Annotated in this window: 13 protein-coding genes; all 13 read left to right on the forward strand. The window is 69.6% G+C overall.

Translation table 11 applies throughout. The features are described 5' to 3' along the window. Positions 1-28 precede the first annotated feature (28 nt). Positions 29-319: a VanZ family protein gene (locus N0A24_03755; GenBank protein MCS7172512.1), complete on the forward strand. Its 291-nt coding sequence runs from the start codon at positions 29-31 to the stop codon at positions 317-319. Further along, complete coding sequence (locus N0A24_03760; GenBank protein ID MCS7172513.1) at positions 316-1,551, forward strand: NAD(P)/FAD-dependent oxidoreductase; 1,236 nt, start codon at positions 316-318, stop codon at positions 1,549-1,551. The genes N0A24_03755 and N0A24_03760 overlap by 4 nt, the downstream gene beginning before the upstream one ends. Positions 1,552-2,026: 475 nt before the next feature. Then, positions 2,027-3,154 (forward strand): fructose-1,6-bisphosphatase, encoded by a 1,128-nt coding sequence (locus N0A24_03765; protein ID MCS7172514.1) that lies wholly within the window; start codon positions 2,027-2,029, stop codon positions 3,152-3,154. Positions 3,155-3,219: 65 nt separating this feature from the next. Next, positions 3,220-5,046, forward strand: a complete 1,827-nt coding sequence (gene glmS / locus N0A24_03770) for a glutamine--fructose-6-phosphate transaminase (isomerizing) (protein ID MCS7172515.1) — start codon at positions 3,220-3,222, stop codon at positions 5,044-5,046. A gap of 46 nt (positions 5,047-5,092) precedes the next feature. Next, on the forward strand, positions 5,093-5,260 hold the full coding sequence (locus N0A24_03775; protein MCS7172516.1) for a Trm112 family protein: 168 nt from the start codon (positions 5,093-5,095) through the stop codon (positions 5,258-5,260). Continuing rightward, positions 5,257-5,658, forward strand: a complete 402-nt coding sequence (locus N0A24_03780; GenBank protein MCS7172517.1) for a holo-ACP synthase — start codon at positions 5,257-5,259, stop codon at positions 5,656-5,658. Before N0A24_03775 ends, N0A24_03780 begins: the two co-directional genes overlap by 4 nt. Next, positions 5,655-7,244: an NAD(P)H-hydrate dehydratase gene (locus N0A24_03785; GenBank protein ID MCS7172518.1), complete on the forward strand. Its 1,590-nt coding sequence runs from the start codon at positions 5,655-5,657 to the stop codon at positions 7,242-7,244. The genes N0A24_03780 and N0A24_03785 overlap by 4 nt, the downstream gene beginning before the upstream one ends. Beyond that, on the forward strand, positions 7,225-8,307 hold the full coding sequence (gene alr, locus N0A24_03790) for an alanine racemase (protein MCS7172519.1): 1,083 nt from the start codon (positions 7,225-7,227) through the stop codon (positions 8,305-8,307). Before N0A24_03785 ends, alr begins: the two co-directional genes overlap by 20 nt. Next, positions 8,241-9,836, forward strand: a complete 1,596-nt coding sequence (pxpB, locus tag N0A24_03795; protein ID MCS7172520.1) for a 5-oxoprolinase subunit PxpB — start codon at positions 8,241-8,243, stop codon at positions 9,834-9,836. The genes alr and pxpB overlap by 67 nt, the downstream gene beginning before the upstream one ends. After that, the gene (gene nagZ, locus N0A24_03800) at positions 9,823-11,331 is read left to right on the forward strand and encodes a beta-N-acetylhexosaminidase (GenBank protein ID MCS7172521.1); all 1,509 of its coding nucleotides are present in this window, start codon (positions 9,823-9,825) and stop codon (positions 11,329-11,331) included. The genes pxpB and nagZ overlap by 14 nt, the downstream gene beginning before the upstream one ends. Continuing rightward, the gene (gene nagA / locus N0A24_03805; GenBank protein MCS7172522.1) at positions 11,328-12,458 is read left to right on the forward strand and encodes an N-acetylglucosamine-6-phosphate deacetylase; all 1,131 of its coding nucleotides are present in this window, start codon (positions 11,328-11,330) and stop codon (positions 12,456-12,458) included. The genes nagZ and nagA overlap by 4 nt, the downstream gene beginning before the upstream one ends. A 94-nt stretch (positions 12,459-12,552) precedes the next feature. Next, positions 12,553-13,866, forward strand: coding sequence for a nodulation protein NfeD (locus tag N0A24_03810; protein MCS7172523.1), 1,314 nt, complete (start codon positions 12,553-12,555; stop codon positions 13,864-13,866). Beyond that, positions 13,863-14,615 (forward strand): slipin family protein, encoded by a 753-nt coding sequence (locus N0A24_03815; protein MCS7172524.1) that lies wholly within the window; start codon positions 13,863-13,865, stop codon positions 14,613-14,615. Before N0A24_03810 ends, N0A24_03815 begins: the two co-directional genes overlap by 4 nt.

Genomic DNA, 14,615 nt, shown 5'->3' on the forward strand with positions numbered 1-14,615 from the left:
AGTTGAGCGCGCGGGCGCCGTGGCGTGGATGGCTCTGGTGGGGGCTGTGGGAGTCCTCCCGGAAGTCCATCCCGGACTTCCCGTGAGCGGTGCCCCCTCCCATCTCACCGCGTTCCTGGTCCTGGCCCTCCTCCTGCGGCGGTGGCCTCTCTCTACCCGCGCCACGGCGGCGGCCGCGTGGATGTACGGGATCGGGTTGGAGGGGATGCAGGGTCTGGTGGGGGGGCGGACCATGGAGTGGGAGGATGTCGCCGCGAACACCGCGGGCATCCTCCTGGGTCTACTGCTGGATTCCCTCGTGGTCGGCGGGCGGAGATGAAGGAGTCGTCCTGGGATGTCCTCGTGGTGGGGGCGGGTCCTGCGGGCGGCATGGCCGCTTGGACCGCAGCCCGGATGGGCCTGCGGGTCCTCATTCTGGAGGAGCACCCCGTGGTGGGGGATCCTGCCCACTGCGCGGGGAAGCTCTCCGTGCACGCCTTCGCGGAGTTCGGAATCCCCCAAGACCTGGCCCGCACCGCCCTCCGTGCGGCCACCGTGTATTCCCCCGGGGGAGAACCGGTCACGCTGCGGCGCCAGGTCCCGGATTCCTACGTGGTGGACCGGGACGTCTTCGATCGGTGGCTCGTCCAGCAGGCCCTGCACGCGGGGGCTGCCCTCCTCCTGCGGACCCGGGCGTGCGCGGTGGCCCGGGACGGGGAGGGGGTGGTGCTGGAAGCCGTGCGGGATCAAGCCCCCCTGCGGTTCCGGGCCCGGGTGGTGGTGGACGCGGAAGGGGCGCGGGCCCGGCTTGCAACCCTTGTGGGACTCGGGTCTCCCCGGCGGATGCTCCGAGGGCTCCAGTATCAGGTCACGGGCATCCCGCTCCAGGAGGCAGACACCGTAGAGGTGTACCTGGGACAGCGGTGGGCGCCCGGGTTCTTTGCCTGGCTCATGCCGTTGGGGGAGCGGGAAGCCCGGATCGGGGTATGCGTGGACCCAGACCTTGCCCGCTACCCACCCGCCGTCTACCTCGAGGACCTCCTCCGCAACCATCCTGCCCTGGCACCTCGGACCCGGAGGATCCGGGTGGTGCGCCGATTGGGCGGCTGGATCCCGCTCCTCCTTCACGCCCGTCCCACGTATGCACCGGGCTTCCTGGTGGTGGGGGACGCGGCGGGACACGTGAAGGCAACCTCCGGAGGAGGGATCTACTACTCCCTGGTGGCAGGACAGCTCGCCGCCCAAGCGGCGGCCCACTGGCTGTCGGGGGCGCGCGGGGCCCTGCGGTGGTACGAGCGGGCCTGGCGCGCACGGTTCGGGCGGGAGGTGGCTTTCACCGCGTGGATGCGCCGTGCCCTGGACCGCATCCCGGACGAGGATGTCTCCCGCCTCCTCATCGGGATCGCCCAGGCCCCGGAGCTCCAGCGGGTGATCGGGGAGTACGGGGACACCCAGTACCAGTCCCGCCTGTTCTACCCCTTCCTGGCCACCGCCCTGCGGACGGGCCTGCGCCACCACGCTCTGGGCCGCGCGATGGCCCGTACGCTCCTGTTCCTGCTCGCGGCCCTGTAGGTTGCGCGGGCTCCTCCGTTCGAAGGATTTCCCACGGTATACTGGAGGAGCAGGGGAGGACCGAGGGGACGGCCGGAGAAGAAAAGAACAGGTTAAAGAACAGGTTAAAGAACAGGTTTCGGAAAGGAGGGGAGAGGGGAGCGGTTGGGAGAAGCGCCAGGACCCACGGGAGGAATTTCCCGTGGGTTGACGAGGTGGGGGATCTCGACCGGAGCGGAAACTCCGGATCGGCGGGTGACCCCAGGCCCATACCGGCGGGCCTCCGGAAACCCATCCGGTGGTGCAAAAGGGAGCTGACAAAGCCGCGGGGGCAACCCCGGGACAAAGGGCTCCTGGCCGGAACAGCCTGCATATCCGGGCGCGATGCTGCCCCCTTCGCGCCCGTACCCAGAGCGGACAACCGAGGTAGCCCGGGATGCGCGGGGAGGGTCTCCGTGCTCCTGGAGCAGGTACATCTCCGAAAGGAGGGATTTGGATGCGTGTGACCGTGAGCATCATCAAGGCGGACATCGGGAGCATCGGCGGGCACACCCTGCCCAGCGCGGAGCTCCTACAGACGGTACGGGACCGGGTGTTTCCCGAGCGCGGCAAGCTCCTGCTGGATGCCTTCGTTTTCCACTGCGGGGACGACATCTCCATCGTGATGACCCACACCCACGGGACTAGCAACGAGCGGGTGCACGCCCTGGCGTGGGAGGCCTTCCGGGCGGCTACCACGGTGGCAAAGGCGCAGGGCCTGTACGGAGCCGGGCAGGACCTCCTGGTGGACGCCTTCAGCGGCAACGTGCGGGGCATGGGGCCTCAAGTGGCGGAGATGACCTTCGAGGAGCGTCCCAACGAGGCCCTCATGATCCTCGCGGCGGACAAGACCGAGCCCGGGGCCTTCAACCTGCCCCTCTATCTGGCCTTCGCGGATCCCATGTACTCCCCGGGGCTGCTCTTGAGCACGGAGCTCCATGACGGGTTCCGGTTCCGCATCATGGACGTGGAGTACACGGAGGGGGATCGGATCATCGAGCTGGATGCGCCGGAACGCCTGTACGACATCGCGGCCCTGCTTCGGGACACGCACCGGTACGTGATCGAGTCCATCTGGTCCCGGAAGTACCCCACGGAGCAGGCGGCGGCCGTCTCCACCACGCGCCTGCGGAACATTGCGGGCCGGTACGTGGGCAAGGACGATCCCGTGGCCATTGTGCGGGTGCAGAAGATCTTCCCGGCCACGGAGGAGTTCGGTCCGCCGTTTGCCCTGGGCGCCTTTGTGGCGGGGGATACCCGCGGCAGCCACAACCTGCCGCTCCTCCCCGTGCCCGCAAACACCCCCGCGAGCACCTTCTTCTGCATCCCCATGGTGTGCGCCCTGGGGTTTGCCCTCCACGAGGGCAGGCTCACAGGGCCCGTGGACCTCTTCAGCGACCCCGTGTGGGCGCCCGTGCGGGAACGCATTGTGGACAAGGCCCTGGAGATGCGCAAGCAGGGCTTCTTCGAGCCCGCCATGCTCCCTTACTCTGAGCTGGAGTACGGCGGCATCGTGGCACGCCTGGAGCGGCTTGAGAAGGAGTTCCACGTGGTACGGCAGGAGGCTCCCGCGGCTACGAGCTGAGCCGTGGAGGGTGCGGGGCGGACACCGACCCAGGTGTCCGCCCCCTCTCCGTATGGAGGTGGGCCATGTGCGGCATCATGGGGTACATCGGGGAGCGCAACGCGGTGGAAGTCCTCCTGGACGGCCTGCGGCGCCTGGAGTACCGGGGGTATGACTCCGCGGGGATCGCGGTGGTCCGGGACGGCACCATCGCGGTGCGGAAGACCGCGGGGAAGCTGGGGCGCCTGGTGGAGCTCCTGGAACGGGAGCCCGTGGAGGGCAGCCCGGGCATTGGACACACCCGTTGGGCCACCCACGGGCAGCCCACGGACACCAACGCCCACCCGCATGCGGATGAGTCCGGGCGGTTCGCGGTGATCCACAACGGCATCATCGAGAACTTCCTCCCCCTGCGGGAGGAGCTTCTGCATCGCGGGCACGTCTTCCGGTCGGACACGGACACGGAGATCCTCGCCCACCTCATCGAGGAGGAATACCAGGGGGATCTTGCAGAGGCCGTCCGCCGTGCGGTGCGGCGGGCCCGGGGGGCATATGCCCTCGTGGCCATGTGCGCGCAGGAGCCTGACCGCCTGGTGGCCGTGCGGATGATCAGCCCGCTCGTGGTGGGCTTCGGTCAGGGCGAGATGCTCCTCGCCTCCGACATCCCAGCCCTCCTTCCGTACACCAGGGACGTGCTGGTGGTGGAGGACGGGGAGATGGTGGTGGTCACAAAGGACGGGGCGCGCCTGTTCCGTCTGGACGGTACCCCCGTGAGGCGGGACAGGGTACACGTGACCTGGAACGCGGAGCAGGCGGAGCGCGCGGGCTACCCGCACTTCATGCTGAAGGAGATCTTCGAGCAACCTCAGGTTCTTGCGGAGACCCTGATGGGCCGCATCACCCCCGAGGGGAGGGTCTACCTGGAGGATGTGCGTTTCCCTGAGGGGTTCGTGGAGGGGCTCGGGGAGATCTGGATCACCGCGTGCGGCACCGCCTTCCACGCGGGGCTGTACGGTCGGATGGTGCTGGAGCGCCTGCTTCGAATTCCGGTGGAGGTGGATTACGCGCACGAGCTCCGCTACCGAGATCCCCTGTTGGGCCCGGACACCCTCACCGTGGCTATCAGCCAGTCTGGGGAGACCGCGGACACCTTGGCGGCCGCCCGCCTGTGCCGGGCCCGGGGTTCCCGGATCCTGGCTATCACCAACGTGGTGGGCAGCACCCTGAGCCGGGAGGCCCACGACGTCCTCTACATCCGGGCGGGCCCGGAGATCGCGGTGGCCAGCACGAAAGCCTATCTGGCCATGCTGGTGGCCCAGGTGCTCCTGGCCCTCTTCCTCCGGGAGCGCCGGATGGGGCTGGATGTGCGCCTCCACCAGACCCTGCTGCAGGAGCTGCAGCACCTGCCCTGCAAGATACAGGAAGTCCTGAACGACCAGGAGGACATCCTCCACCTGGCACGCCGGATCTGCGAGGCGGAGCACCTGTACTTCATCGGCCGGGGTCTGGACTACGCGGTGGCCCTGGAGGGTTCCCTCAAGCTCAAGGAGATCAGCTACCTCCACTCCGAGGCCATGCCCGCGGGAGAGCTGAAGCACGGAACCCTGGCCCTGGTCACCCATGGCACCCCCGTGGTGGTGGTGCTCACCCAGCGGGAGGTGTACGAGAAGACCATCAGCAGCCTCCAGGAAGTAAAGGCCCGGGGCGGGTACGTGATCGCCGTGGCCTACGCGGACGACGTAGAGGTAGGCAGGCACGCAGACGCGGTCCTCCGCATTCCCCGCACCCACGACCTCCTGAGCCCCATCCTGGCCATTCTGCCCCTGCAGCTGCTGGCCTATCACGTGGCCCGGGAGCGGGGGCACGACATCGATCAACCCCGCAACCTCGCCAAGAGCGTCACCGTGGAGTAAAAATTCCCGAGGAGCCTTCGGGTCCCATCGCGAACTCCAATCCGGGATGGTGGACCCGGAGCTCCTCGCGTTGCTCGTCTGTCCTGTGTGCAGGACCCCGGTTCGCCCGGAAGGGGATTGTCTGGTGTGTACCCGCTGCGGCCGGCGCTATCCGGTGCGGGAAGGCATTCCCGTGATGCTGGTGGAGGAGGCGGAGGGACCCGAGGAGGCGTGAGGATTCTCGGCATCGGCGTGGACCTGGTGGAGGTCCCCCGCATCCAGCGGGCCCTGGCGCGGTGGGGGGGGCGATTTGTGGCGCGCATCTTCACCGAGTCCGAGCGGCTGCGGGCGGGCGGGGGCCCCAACCGGGTCTTGCGGCTCGCCGCCCGGTTCGCAGCGAAGGAGGCGGTGATGAAGGCCCTGGGGACCGGCCGCAAGGGGGTGGGCTGGCGGGAGGTGGAGATTACCAACGACCCCACGGGTCGACCCCGGGTGCGGCTTTGGGGGCGGGCCGCCCGGGTGGCGCGGCGGAGGGGGATCCGAGAGGTCCATGTCTCCCTCACGCACGGGCACGAGTACGCCGCGGCCTTCGCGGTCGCGGAGGGGGAGGAACCGGGGGAGGAGGAGCGATGAAGCTAGTAACCTCGGAGCAGATGCGCACGATTGAGCGCCGCGCCGCGGAGATCGGAATCCCCACCACGATCCTCATGGAGCACGCGGGCCGTGCGGTGGCCCAGGTGGCCTGCAAGTTCCTGGAGGAGCGGGGCGGGGGTCGGGTGCTGGTGGTGTGCGGCAAAGGCAACAACGGGGGGGACGGATTGTGCGCGGCCCGGCACCTGCAGAACGCGGGCGTACCCGTGCGTGGGATGCTGTTGGCCCGGGACCAGGATCTCTCCGGAGACGCGGCGGCAAACCTCCGGGCAGCCCGGGCGGCCGGGATCGAGGTGGACAACGTGGTGGGCCCCGTGGACACCGCCCTTCGGGCCGCGGCGCGCGGCTACCAGCTGGTGGTGGATGCCATCTTCGGCACGGGGTTCCGCGGGCCCGCGGTGGGACTGACGGCCCGGGCCATCGAGATCCTCAACGATGCCCGGATCCCCATCCTGTCCGTGGACGTACCCTCCGGCCTGGAAGCGGACACCGGCCGGGTGGAGGGACCCTGCGTGCGGGCCACGATCACGGTCACCATGGGATTCCCGAAGGTGGGGATGGTGGTCTATCCGGGCGCGGAGTTCTGCGGACAGGTGGTGGTGGCGGATCTCGGAATTCCCCGGACCCTGGTGGAGGATCTCGGGATTCGCACGGAGCTCAGCACCGTGGCGCAGGTCCGCACCCTCCTCCCTCCCCGGGCCCCCGACACCCACAAGGGGACCTATGGCCGGGTGTTGCTGGTAGGGGGGAGCAGCTGGTTCAGTGGAGCTCCGCGGCTCATGGCCCTGGGAGCCCTGCGTACGGGCGCGGGTCTGGTGCGACTTGCGGTACCGGAATCCATCTACCCGGCGGTGGCCAGCTCCGTGGTGGAGGCGATGCCACTTGGGCTTCCGGACGAGGGAGGAGTCCTCTGCGCCGCTTCCCTGGAGGCAATCCTGGAACTGGTGCAGGAGGCGGATGTGGTGGGAATCGGCCCGGGCCTGACAACCCGGGGAGATGTCCCCCACCTCGTTCGGGAAGTGATCCGGACCAGTCCCCGTCCCGTGGTCCTGGATGCGGATGGGATCAACGTGCTGGCGGGGCATCCGGAGGTCCTGCGGGAGGCCCGTTCTCCCGTGATCATCACCCCGCATCCGGGGGAGCTCGGCCGTCTCCTGGGAGTCTCCACCGCGGAGATCCAGCGGGGACGGATCCACGCGGCCCAATCCACCTCCCGGATCACCGGTGCTGTGACGGTGCTCAAAGGTGCCCGGACGGTGGTGGCGGACCCAAACGGCCGGCTGGTCGTGATCCCCACCGGAAACCCCGGGATGGCTACGGGCGGCATGGGCGACGTGCTAACGGGTGCCATCGCAGCCCTCATCGGCCAAGGCCTGGGTCCCTTCGACGCCGCCTGGGTGGGTGCCTTCCTGCACGGGGCTGCAGGCGACCTCGTGGCGGCCTCCCTCGGCGATCGGGGCCTGCTGGCCCGGGAGGTGGCGGACGCCATCCCCCTGGTCATCCGCCGCATCCAGGAAGGGACGATGCCTGAACCCGTGACCTACCTCCATGCGGCCCGTCCAAGTTGAGGTGGATCTCGGCGCCATCCGCCACAACGTGGGGACGGTAGGCCGTGTGCTGGGCCGATCCACGCAGCTCCTGGCGGTGGTGAAGGCGGACGCCTACGGGCACGGCATGGTGCCCGTCGCAAAAGCCGCGGTGGAGGCCGGAGCGGCATGGCTGGGGGTAGCCTTTCCCTCGGAGGCTAGGGTCCTGCGGGAAGCCGGGGTCTCCGCCCCCATACTGGTGCTGGGCCCCGCGGAGCCGGAGGAGATGCTGGAACTCGCGCCCCATCAGGTTTCGTTCACGGTTTTCTCGCCCGGGAGTCTGGAGGCTGCGCGGCGGGCCGCGGTCCGCTCCGCCTTCGGCCTCGCGATCCACCTCGAGGTGGACACGGGGATGCGGCGGTTCGGATTCCCCCCTGAGGAGGTTCTGCCCGTGGCGGACGCCATCACCTCCACGCCCGGCCTGCACCTGGAGGGAGTCTATACCCACTTCGCCACCGCGGATGAGGACCTCGCCTTTGCCCGGAGCCAGCTGCAGCGGTTCCAGGAGGTCCTGGCTGTCCTGGAAGCGAGAGGGCATCGGGTGCCCTTCCGGCACGCGGCGAACAGTGCCGCCACCTTCACCCTGCGGGACGCCCACTACGACCTGGTGCGGGTGGGAATCGCCCTGTACGGCCTCTCCCCCGGCGTGCCGACCCCCACGCTGCAGCCCGCCCTGCGCCTGGTTGCCCGGGTGGCGCAGGTGCGACGGGTTCCGCAGGGTACCCGGGTCGGGTACGGGGGGATCTACCGCACCTCGCGGGAGACCACCCTCGTTACGGTGCCCGTAGGGTATGCGGACGGGCTTCCCCGGGCACTGTCCGAGGGCGGGATGGCCTTCTTCCGGGAAACCCGGGTGCCGTACGCGGGGCGGGTGTGCATGGACGCCCTCATGCTGGACGTGGGTGATCTCCCCGCGGAGGAGGGGGACGAGGTGGAGCTGCTGGGACCTCACGTGCCCGTGGAGGAGGTGGCGAGGACGTGCGGTACCATCCCGCACGAGATCGTCTCCCGCCTCTCCCCGCGCCTGCCCAGGGTCTATCGGTAGCCGTGCGTCTGGTTCCCTTCGGCCGGTGCGCGGTACTGGTGGAGCTGGGAGAGGAGATCTCGCCCCGGATGCTGTCGCGGGTGCTGAGCGTGGACCGAGCCCTCCGCCAGATCCCGGGGGTGAGGGAGACCGTGCCCGCCTACGGCTCGGTCCTGGCCCTGCTGGAAGGCCCCGCGGACGTACGGGCCGTCGAGCAAGCCCTCGCAGAGCGGTCGGGAGAACCGGAACCCCTCACCCGCAGCAGAACCCACGAGATCCCCGTCGCGTACGGGGGAGTCCACGGGCCGGATCTCGATCGGGTTGCCGCATGGGCGGGCGTGTCCCCCGAAGAGGTGGTGGCGCTCCACTCCGGCACGGAGTACTTGGTGTACATGCTGGGGTTCGCTCCCGGGTTCCCGTACATGGCCACCGTGCCCGATCGGATTGCGGCACCCCGCCTCCCCCGACCCCGGACCGCGGTCCCCCCTGGATCCGTAGGGGTCGCAGGCCGCCTCACGGGCATCTACCCCGCGCCCACGGCGGGAGGGTGGAACCTCCTCGGGCGCACCTCCCTTTTAGTCTTCGACCCCACCCGGTCCCCTCCCGCGCTCCTAGAGGTGGGAGACCGGGTGCGATTTTTCCCGGTTCCTCCGGAGGAGTTCCAGGAGCCCCCTCCTCCCCCCGCGCCCCCGCGGGAGGGGAGGCCGGCCATCGCGGTGCTCAGGGGAGGACTGTGTACCACGGTCCAGGACCTGGGGCGCTCGGGGTACCGGCGCTACGGGGTACCACCTTCCGGTGCCATGGATCCGGAGTCCCTGAGGCTCGCCAACGAATGTGTGGGGAACCCGCCGGAGGCCGCGGGCCTGGAATTCACCTGGCCCGCACCCGCCCTGGAGGCGCTCGTGGACCTGGTGATGGCACTGGCGGGTGCGGACTTCGCCCCGGAGTTGTCCGGAAGACCTGTCCCCCTTTACCAACCCGTGCGGTGGCGGCGGGGAGAGGTGGTCCGGTTTCGGGGCCGCCGGCACGGTATGTGGGCCTACCTCGCGGTTGGCGGTGGGATACAGGTCCCCCCGGTCCTTGAAAGCCACAGCACCCATGTCCGGGCCCGCCTGGGAGGGCTGGAAGGCAGGCCTCTCCGGACCGGGGACGTGCTCTCCGTGGGCCGTGGGATGGGAGGAGGGAGGCCTCCCTCCCCCGAGCCAAAAGCAGGCCCCATCCGGGTCCTTCCGGGTCCGCACCTCGGAGCCTTTGCGCCCGGTGCCTTCGAGCGGTTCGTGGCCTCCGCCTACATGGTGAGCGCGCAGAGCGACCGTTCCGGATACCGCCTCGAAGGCCCCCGCATTCCCCACGCAGGCTCCGGCGAGATCCTCTCCCAGGGCATGATCCCGGGCGCCGTGCAGATCCCTCCGGATGGGCAGCCCATCGTCCTGATGCGGGACGGCCCCACCACGGGCGGATACCCCGTGCTCGCGGTAATCCCGGAGGAGGAGCTGGGACGGTTCGCGCAGTACGGGCCCGGGCAAGCGGTGCGGTTTGCGGCGGGCTAGAACCATGGACCACCTCCACGACCTGGTGGGCCAGCGGTTCGTGGTGGACTTCGCAGGGACGGAACTAGACCCCACGGTCGAGCGCCTCGTGCGGGAGGGGCGGGTGGGTGGGGTGATCCTCTTCCCCAAGAACGTGGCCTCCCCCGAGCAGGTGAGAAGCCTGGTGGCGGACCTACAGCGGCTTGCCCGCGAGGCTTCCCTCCCGCCCCTGTGGATCACCGTGGATCAGGAGGGGGGGTGGGTGAACACCCTCCGGGACGTTCCCCTTTGTCCCTCCCCCATGGCGCTCGGCGCCTCCGGGGAGGAAGCCGATGCATACGAAGCAGGGCGCGTCACGGGAGCCGTGCTCCGGTGGCTGGGGATCAACGCCAACCATGCCCCTGTGCTGGACGTGAACACGAATCCGCAAAATCCCATCATCGGTCCCCGGTCCTTCGGGCAAGACCCCCGCACGGTGGCACGCCTGGGGTGCGCCTACCTACGGGGTCTTCAATCGTGCGGCATCCTCGGGATCGCCAAGCATTTCCCAGGGCACGGCGACACCGCGGTGGACTCCCACCTCGACCTCCCCGTAGTTCCCAAAAGGAGAGGGGAGCTTGAACAGGTGGATCTCCTGCCCTTCCGGGCTTCCCTGGAGGCCGGGGCAGAAGCCCTCATGACCGCCCACGTCCTCTACCCCGCCCTCGATCCGGATCTCCCCGCCACCTTCTCCAGGCGCATCCTGCGGGATCTGCTGCGGGGGGAGATGGGGTTTGAGGGCGTTGTGTTCACGGACGCCTTGGGCATGGGGGCCGTGCGCGGGCGGTGGAGCCGGGCGGAGGCGGTGGTGCAGAGCCTCCGGGCTGGTGCGGATGTGCTCCTGAATCTGGGAAGCCCGGAGGAGCAGTGGATCGGGATCCAGGCGGCTCGGGAAGCCGTCCTGCAGGGTTGCCTCTCGTGGTCAGAGCTCCGGGAAGGTGTGCGGCGCATCGAGCGCCTCAAGCGCGGCCATGCCCTACTGCCCGCCGAGGAGGCTTCCCCGCCTCTCGCGGCGCTCGAGCAGAAGGTCCAGGAGCTCGCCCGGCGCGGGCTCACCCTGGTTCGGCAGGCCCGTATTCCCCTTCCTCCAGGCCGCACCGCGGTCCTCTGCTTGGGGCTCGAGGAAGGGAGCGTCTTCATCCGGGAGCTCCGGAGTGTCTTTCCCCAGGTGGAGGCCGTGCCCTCCTTGGAGGACTTGGCGCGGGGGGCGTGGGAGAACGTGGTGGTACTGAGTTCGGGATGGCGCAAGGGGACGCACACGGGCCTCGTGCGGGAACTCTGGGCACGCTACCGGGAGCGGCTCGTGGTGGTGGGGGCCGGGGCCCCGTACGAGCTCGCGGCCTTCCCCGAAGTCCGGAGCTACCTCGTGGCCTACGGGCCGGATCCCGCGAGCCTGAGGGCTGCGGCGCGGGCGCTTGCGGGGCACCTGAAGCCCACCGGACGGCTTCCGGTCACCATCCCCGGAGCTCTGCCGTGATTCTGGCCGCGGGTCGCGTCCTCGGGGCCACCCGGGAGTTCGCTCCCGGCCACGTGGTGGTACGGTCCGGACGCATCGCGGCGGTGGGGGAGGGGATTCCCCGGGACGCGGACTGGGTCTTCCCCACAGGCCATCTCGTCCCCGGGTTTGTGGATCTCCAGGTGGCCGGCGGCTTCGGCGTGGATCTTCTCACCGCGGATGAAGCGCAGGTGGACGAGCTATCCCGCCGCCTGGCCACCACGGGAACCACGGGGTTCCTCGCGACCCTGGTGAGCGCCCCGGTGGATCGGTTGCGCCACGCCCTGCGGGTGCTGCGCCGCGCGCGGCCTTTGGGGGCCGCGCTTCTGGGTGTCCACCTGGAAGGCCCGGTCCTCAACCCCGCCCGCGCCGGAGCCCATGACCCCCGTCATCTGCGGGCCCCGGACGATCCGGAGGTGTGGCGGTTGATCGCGGACGCGCTCCCGGACCTGCGAATGTGCACCCTGGCCCCAGAGCTTGCGGGCGCGGAGGCCCTGATCCGGCGGCTCCGGGAGGAGGGGGTTGTGGTGGCCATCGGCCACACGGATGCCACCTATGAGGAGACCCGGCGGGCCCTGCAGCATGCCCGAATGGCCACGCACCTCTTCAACGCCATGCGGGGATTGCACCACCGGGAACCGGGAGTCGTGGGAGCCGTCGTGGAGGATCTCCGCTGCCTGGTGGGCCTCATCCCGGATGGCGTGCACCTCCACCCCGCGGTGGTCCGGTTGGTGTACCGGCTGGTGGGACCGGACCGCGTCGTCCTCACCACGGATGCCTGTGCGGCCGCGGGCATGCCGCCGGGTACGTACACCCTCGGCGGCCGGAAGATCTCCATGGGGCCTGACGGCACCTGTCGCCTGCCGGACGGAAGACTGGCCGGAAGCAGCCTGCGGATGGACCAGGGGATCGCCAACCTCGTGCGGTGGGGGATTCCCCTCGCGGACGCGGTACGCGGCGCCTCCACCACCCCTGCCCGACTCCTGGGCCTTACGGATCGGGGGATCCTCCTCCCGGGGATGCGGGCGGACCTGTGCGTCCTAGACGAGGAATTCCGGGCGGTCTTTACCCTGGTAGCGGGGGAGATCGCCTTTCCTGCCGGGGCGTGAGAGGGCCATGTGGCGGCACCTCCGCCCCCTTACCGGGTTCAACAAGGCCGCTTTTCGGGGGCCCCGGAGTAGGGTACCGTTAGGGCAGGGGGTCATGGTGCAGCGGATCAGGTGGCTTTTTCCCCTGGTTGTCCTGATGGCGTGGGGGCTGCTTTGGGCAGCCGCGCCACGGCCCCGGGTGTACGTGCTGCGGGTGGAGGGCATCATCTCCCCGGCCACCGCCATCTACATCCAGCGGGGCATCCGGGAGGCAGAGCGGGCGGGCGCGGAGGCCTTGGTGGTGGAGCTGGATACGCCCGGAGGTCTCATGACCTCCATGGATCAGATCACGAAGGCTATCCTGGCCTCCCCGGTTCCCGTCATCGTATACGTCTCCCCTCCGGGTGCCCGGGCCGGCAGCGCGGGCGTGTTCATCCTCTATGCGGCTCACGTGGCCGCCATGGCGCCCACCACCAACGTGGGGGCCGCCACCCCTGTGTTCGCGGGCGGCGGAGATCAACAGGAGACCGAAAACCAGCGGGCCCTGCAACGCAAGGTCACGGAGGATGCGGTGGCCCGCATCCGCACCCTGGCCCACCGGCGGGGCCGGAACGCGGAGTGGGGAGAGCGGGCCGTGCGGGAGGCGGCCAGCATCCCCGCGGAGGAGGCGGTGCGGTTGCGGGTGGCGGATCTCCTGGCCCGGGACGTGCGGGATCTGCTGAATCGGGTGGACGGTCGGTGGGTGGAGGTGCGGGGGGAGCGGATCGCCCTCACCACCCGGGGCGCGGAGCTGGTAGCTCTGGGGATGGATCTCCGGGAGCGGATGCTGGATCTCCTGGCGGATCCCAACATCGGCCTCATCCTGCTCACCATCGGGGTCTACGGGATCATCTTCGAGCTCAACAACCCTGGGGCCATCCTCCCCGGTATCGTGGGCGCCATCGCCCTCGTGCTGGGGTTGACCTCCCTCGCCATCCTCCAGGTGAACTACGCGGGACTGGCCCTCATCGGGCTCGCGGTGCTCCTGTTCCTCGCGGACCTGTTCATCCCCGGCCACGGCATCCTCTCCGTGGGCGGGGTGATCTCCTTCATCCTCGGGGCCATCCTCCTCACCAGCAACCAGGAGCCGTACCTGCGCATGAGCATCGAGCTCGCGGTGGCCATCGCCCTGGTGAGCGCCGCCTTCTTCCTGTTCGCGGTCGGTGCGGGCCTGCGGGCCCAGCGCCGCCGGCCCACCACGGGGAGGGAGGCCCTGTTGGGGGCCGTAGGGGAGGCCCGATCGGAGCTGACGCCGCAGGGCGTGGTGTTCGTACAGGGGGAGCTGTGGACCGCGGAGTCCGTGGACGGCCGGATCCCGGAGGGAAGCCGGGTCCGCGTGGTGGAGGTGGAGGGGTTGCGACTCAAAGTCCGGAAGGAGGGAACCGCATGACGGCGCTCATCGCCCTGGCCATCTTCCTCCTCCTGGTTCTGCCGAGCATGGTGCGGATCGTGCGGGAGTACGAGCGGGGTGTGGTCTTCCGTCTCGGCCGGCTGGTGGGCGCAAGGGGCCCCGGCTTGATCCTCCTCATCCCCTTCATCGACCGCATGGTGAAGGTGGACCTCCGGGTGGTCACCATGGACGTGCCGCGCCAGGAGATGATGACCCGCGATAACGTCCCCGTCACCGTGGACGCGGTGGTGTACTTCCGGGTGGTGAATCCGGAGGACGCCATCGTGAAGGTGGAGGACTTCGTGCGGGCCACAGCCCTGTATGCCCAGACCACCCTGCGCAGCGTGGTGGGCCAACACGAGCTCGATGACCTCCTCTCCCGGAGGGATCAGGTGAACGCGCAGCTGCAGCGCATCATCGATGAGGCCACAGAACCCTGGGGAATCAAGGTGACCGCGGTGGAGGTGCGGGACGTGGTGCTGCCGGAGGGCATGAAGCGGGCCATGGCCCGGCAGGCGGAGACGGAGCGGGAACGGCGGGCCAAGATCATCAACGCGGAAGGCGAATACCAGGCCGCGGAGCGTCTGGTGGAGGCTGCCCGGAAGATGGCGGAGCAGCCCATCGCACTCCAGCTCCGCTACCTCCAGACCCTGGCGGAGATCGCCAGCGAGCAGAACAGCACCACCATCTTCCCGTTGCCCATTGACCTCGTGCGGCCGTTCCTGGGTCGCGACGCCCGGGGAGGGTAA

This window comes from Armatimonadota bacterium (assembly GCA_025059775.1).
In the GTDB taxonomy this organism is placed as follows: Bacteria; Sysuimicrobiota; Sysuimicrobiia; order Sysuimicrobiales; family Sysuimicrobiaceae; genus Sysuimicrobium.

Excerpts from the sequence above, each read along its gene's own strand:
- N0A24_03755 (MCS7172512.1), top strand. The coding sequence starts at position 29 with ATGGCTCTGGTGGGGGCTGTGGGAGTCCTCCCGGAAGTCCATCCCGGA.
- N0A24_03760 (MCS7172513.1), top strand. The coding sequence starts at position 316 with ATGAAGGAGTCGTCCTGGGATGTCCTCGTGGTGGGGGCGGGTCCTGCG.
- N0A24_03765 (MCS7172514.1), top strand. The coding sequence starts at position 2,027 with ATGCGTGTGACCGTGAGCATCATCAAGGCGGACATCGGGAGCATCGGC.
- glmS (MCS7172515.1), top strand. The coding sequence starts at position 3,220 with ATGTGCGGCATCATGGGGTACATCGGGGAGCGCAACGCGGTGGAAGTC.
- N0A24_03775 (MCS7172516.1), top strand. The coding sequence starts at position 5,093 with ATGGTGGACCCGGAGCTCCTCGCGTTGCTCGTCTGTCCTGTGTGCAGG.
- N0A24_03785 (MCS7172518.1), top strand. The coding sequence starts at position 5,655 with ATGAAGCTAGTAACCTCGGAGCAGATGCGCACGATTGAGCGCCGCGCC.
- alr (MCS7172519.1), top strand. The coding sequence starts at position 7,225 with ATGCGGCCCGTCCAAGTTGAGGTGGATCTCGGCGCCATCCGCCACAAC.
- N0A24_03810 (MCS7172523.1), top strand. The coding sequence starts at position 12,553 with ATGGTGCAGCGGATCAGGTGGCTTTTTCCCCTGGTTGTCCTGATGGCG.
- N0A24_03815 (MCS7172524.1), top strand. The coding sequence starts at position 13,863 with ATGACGGCGCTCATCGCCCTGGCCATCTTCCTCCTCCTGGTTCTGCCG.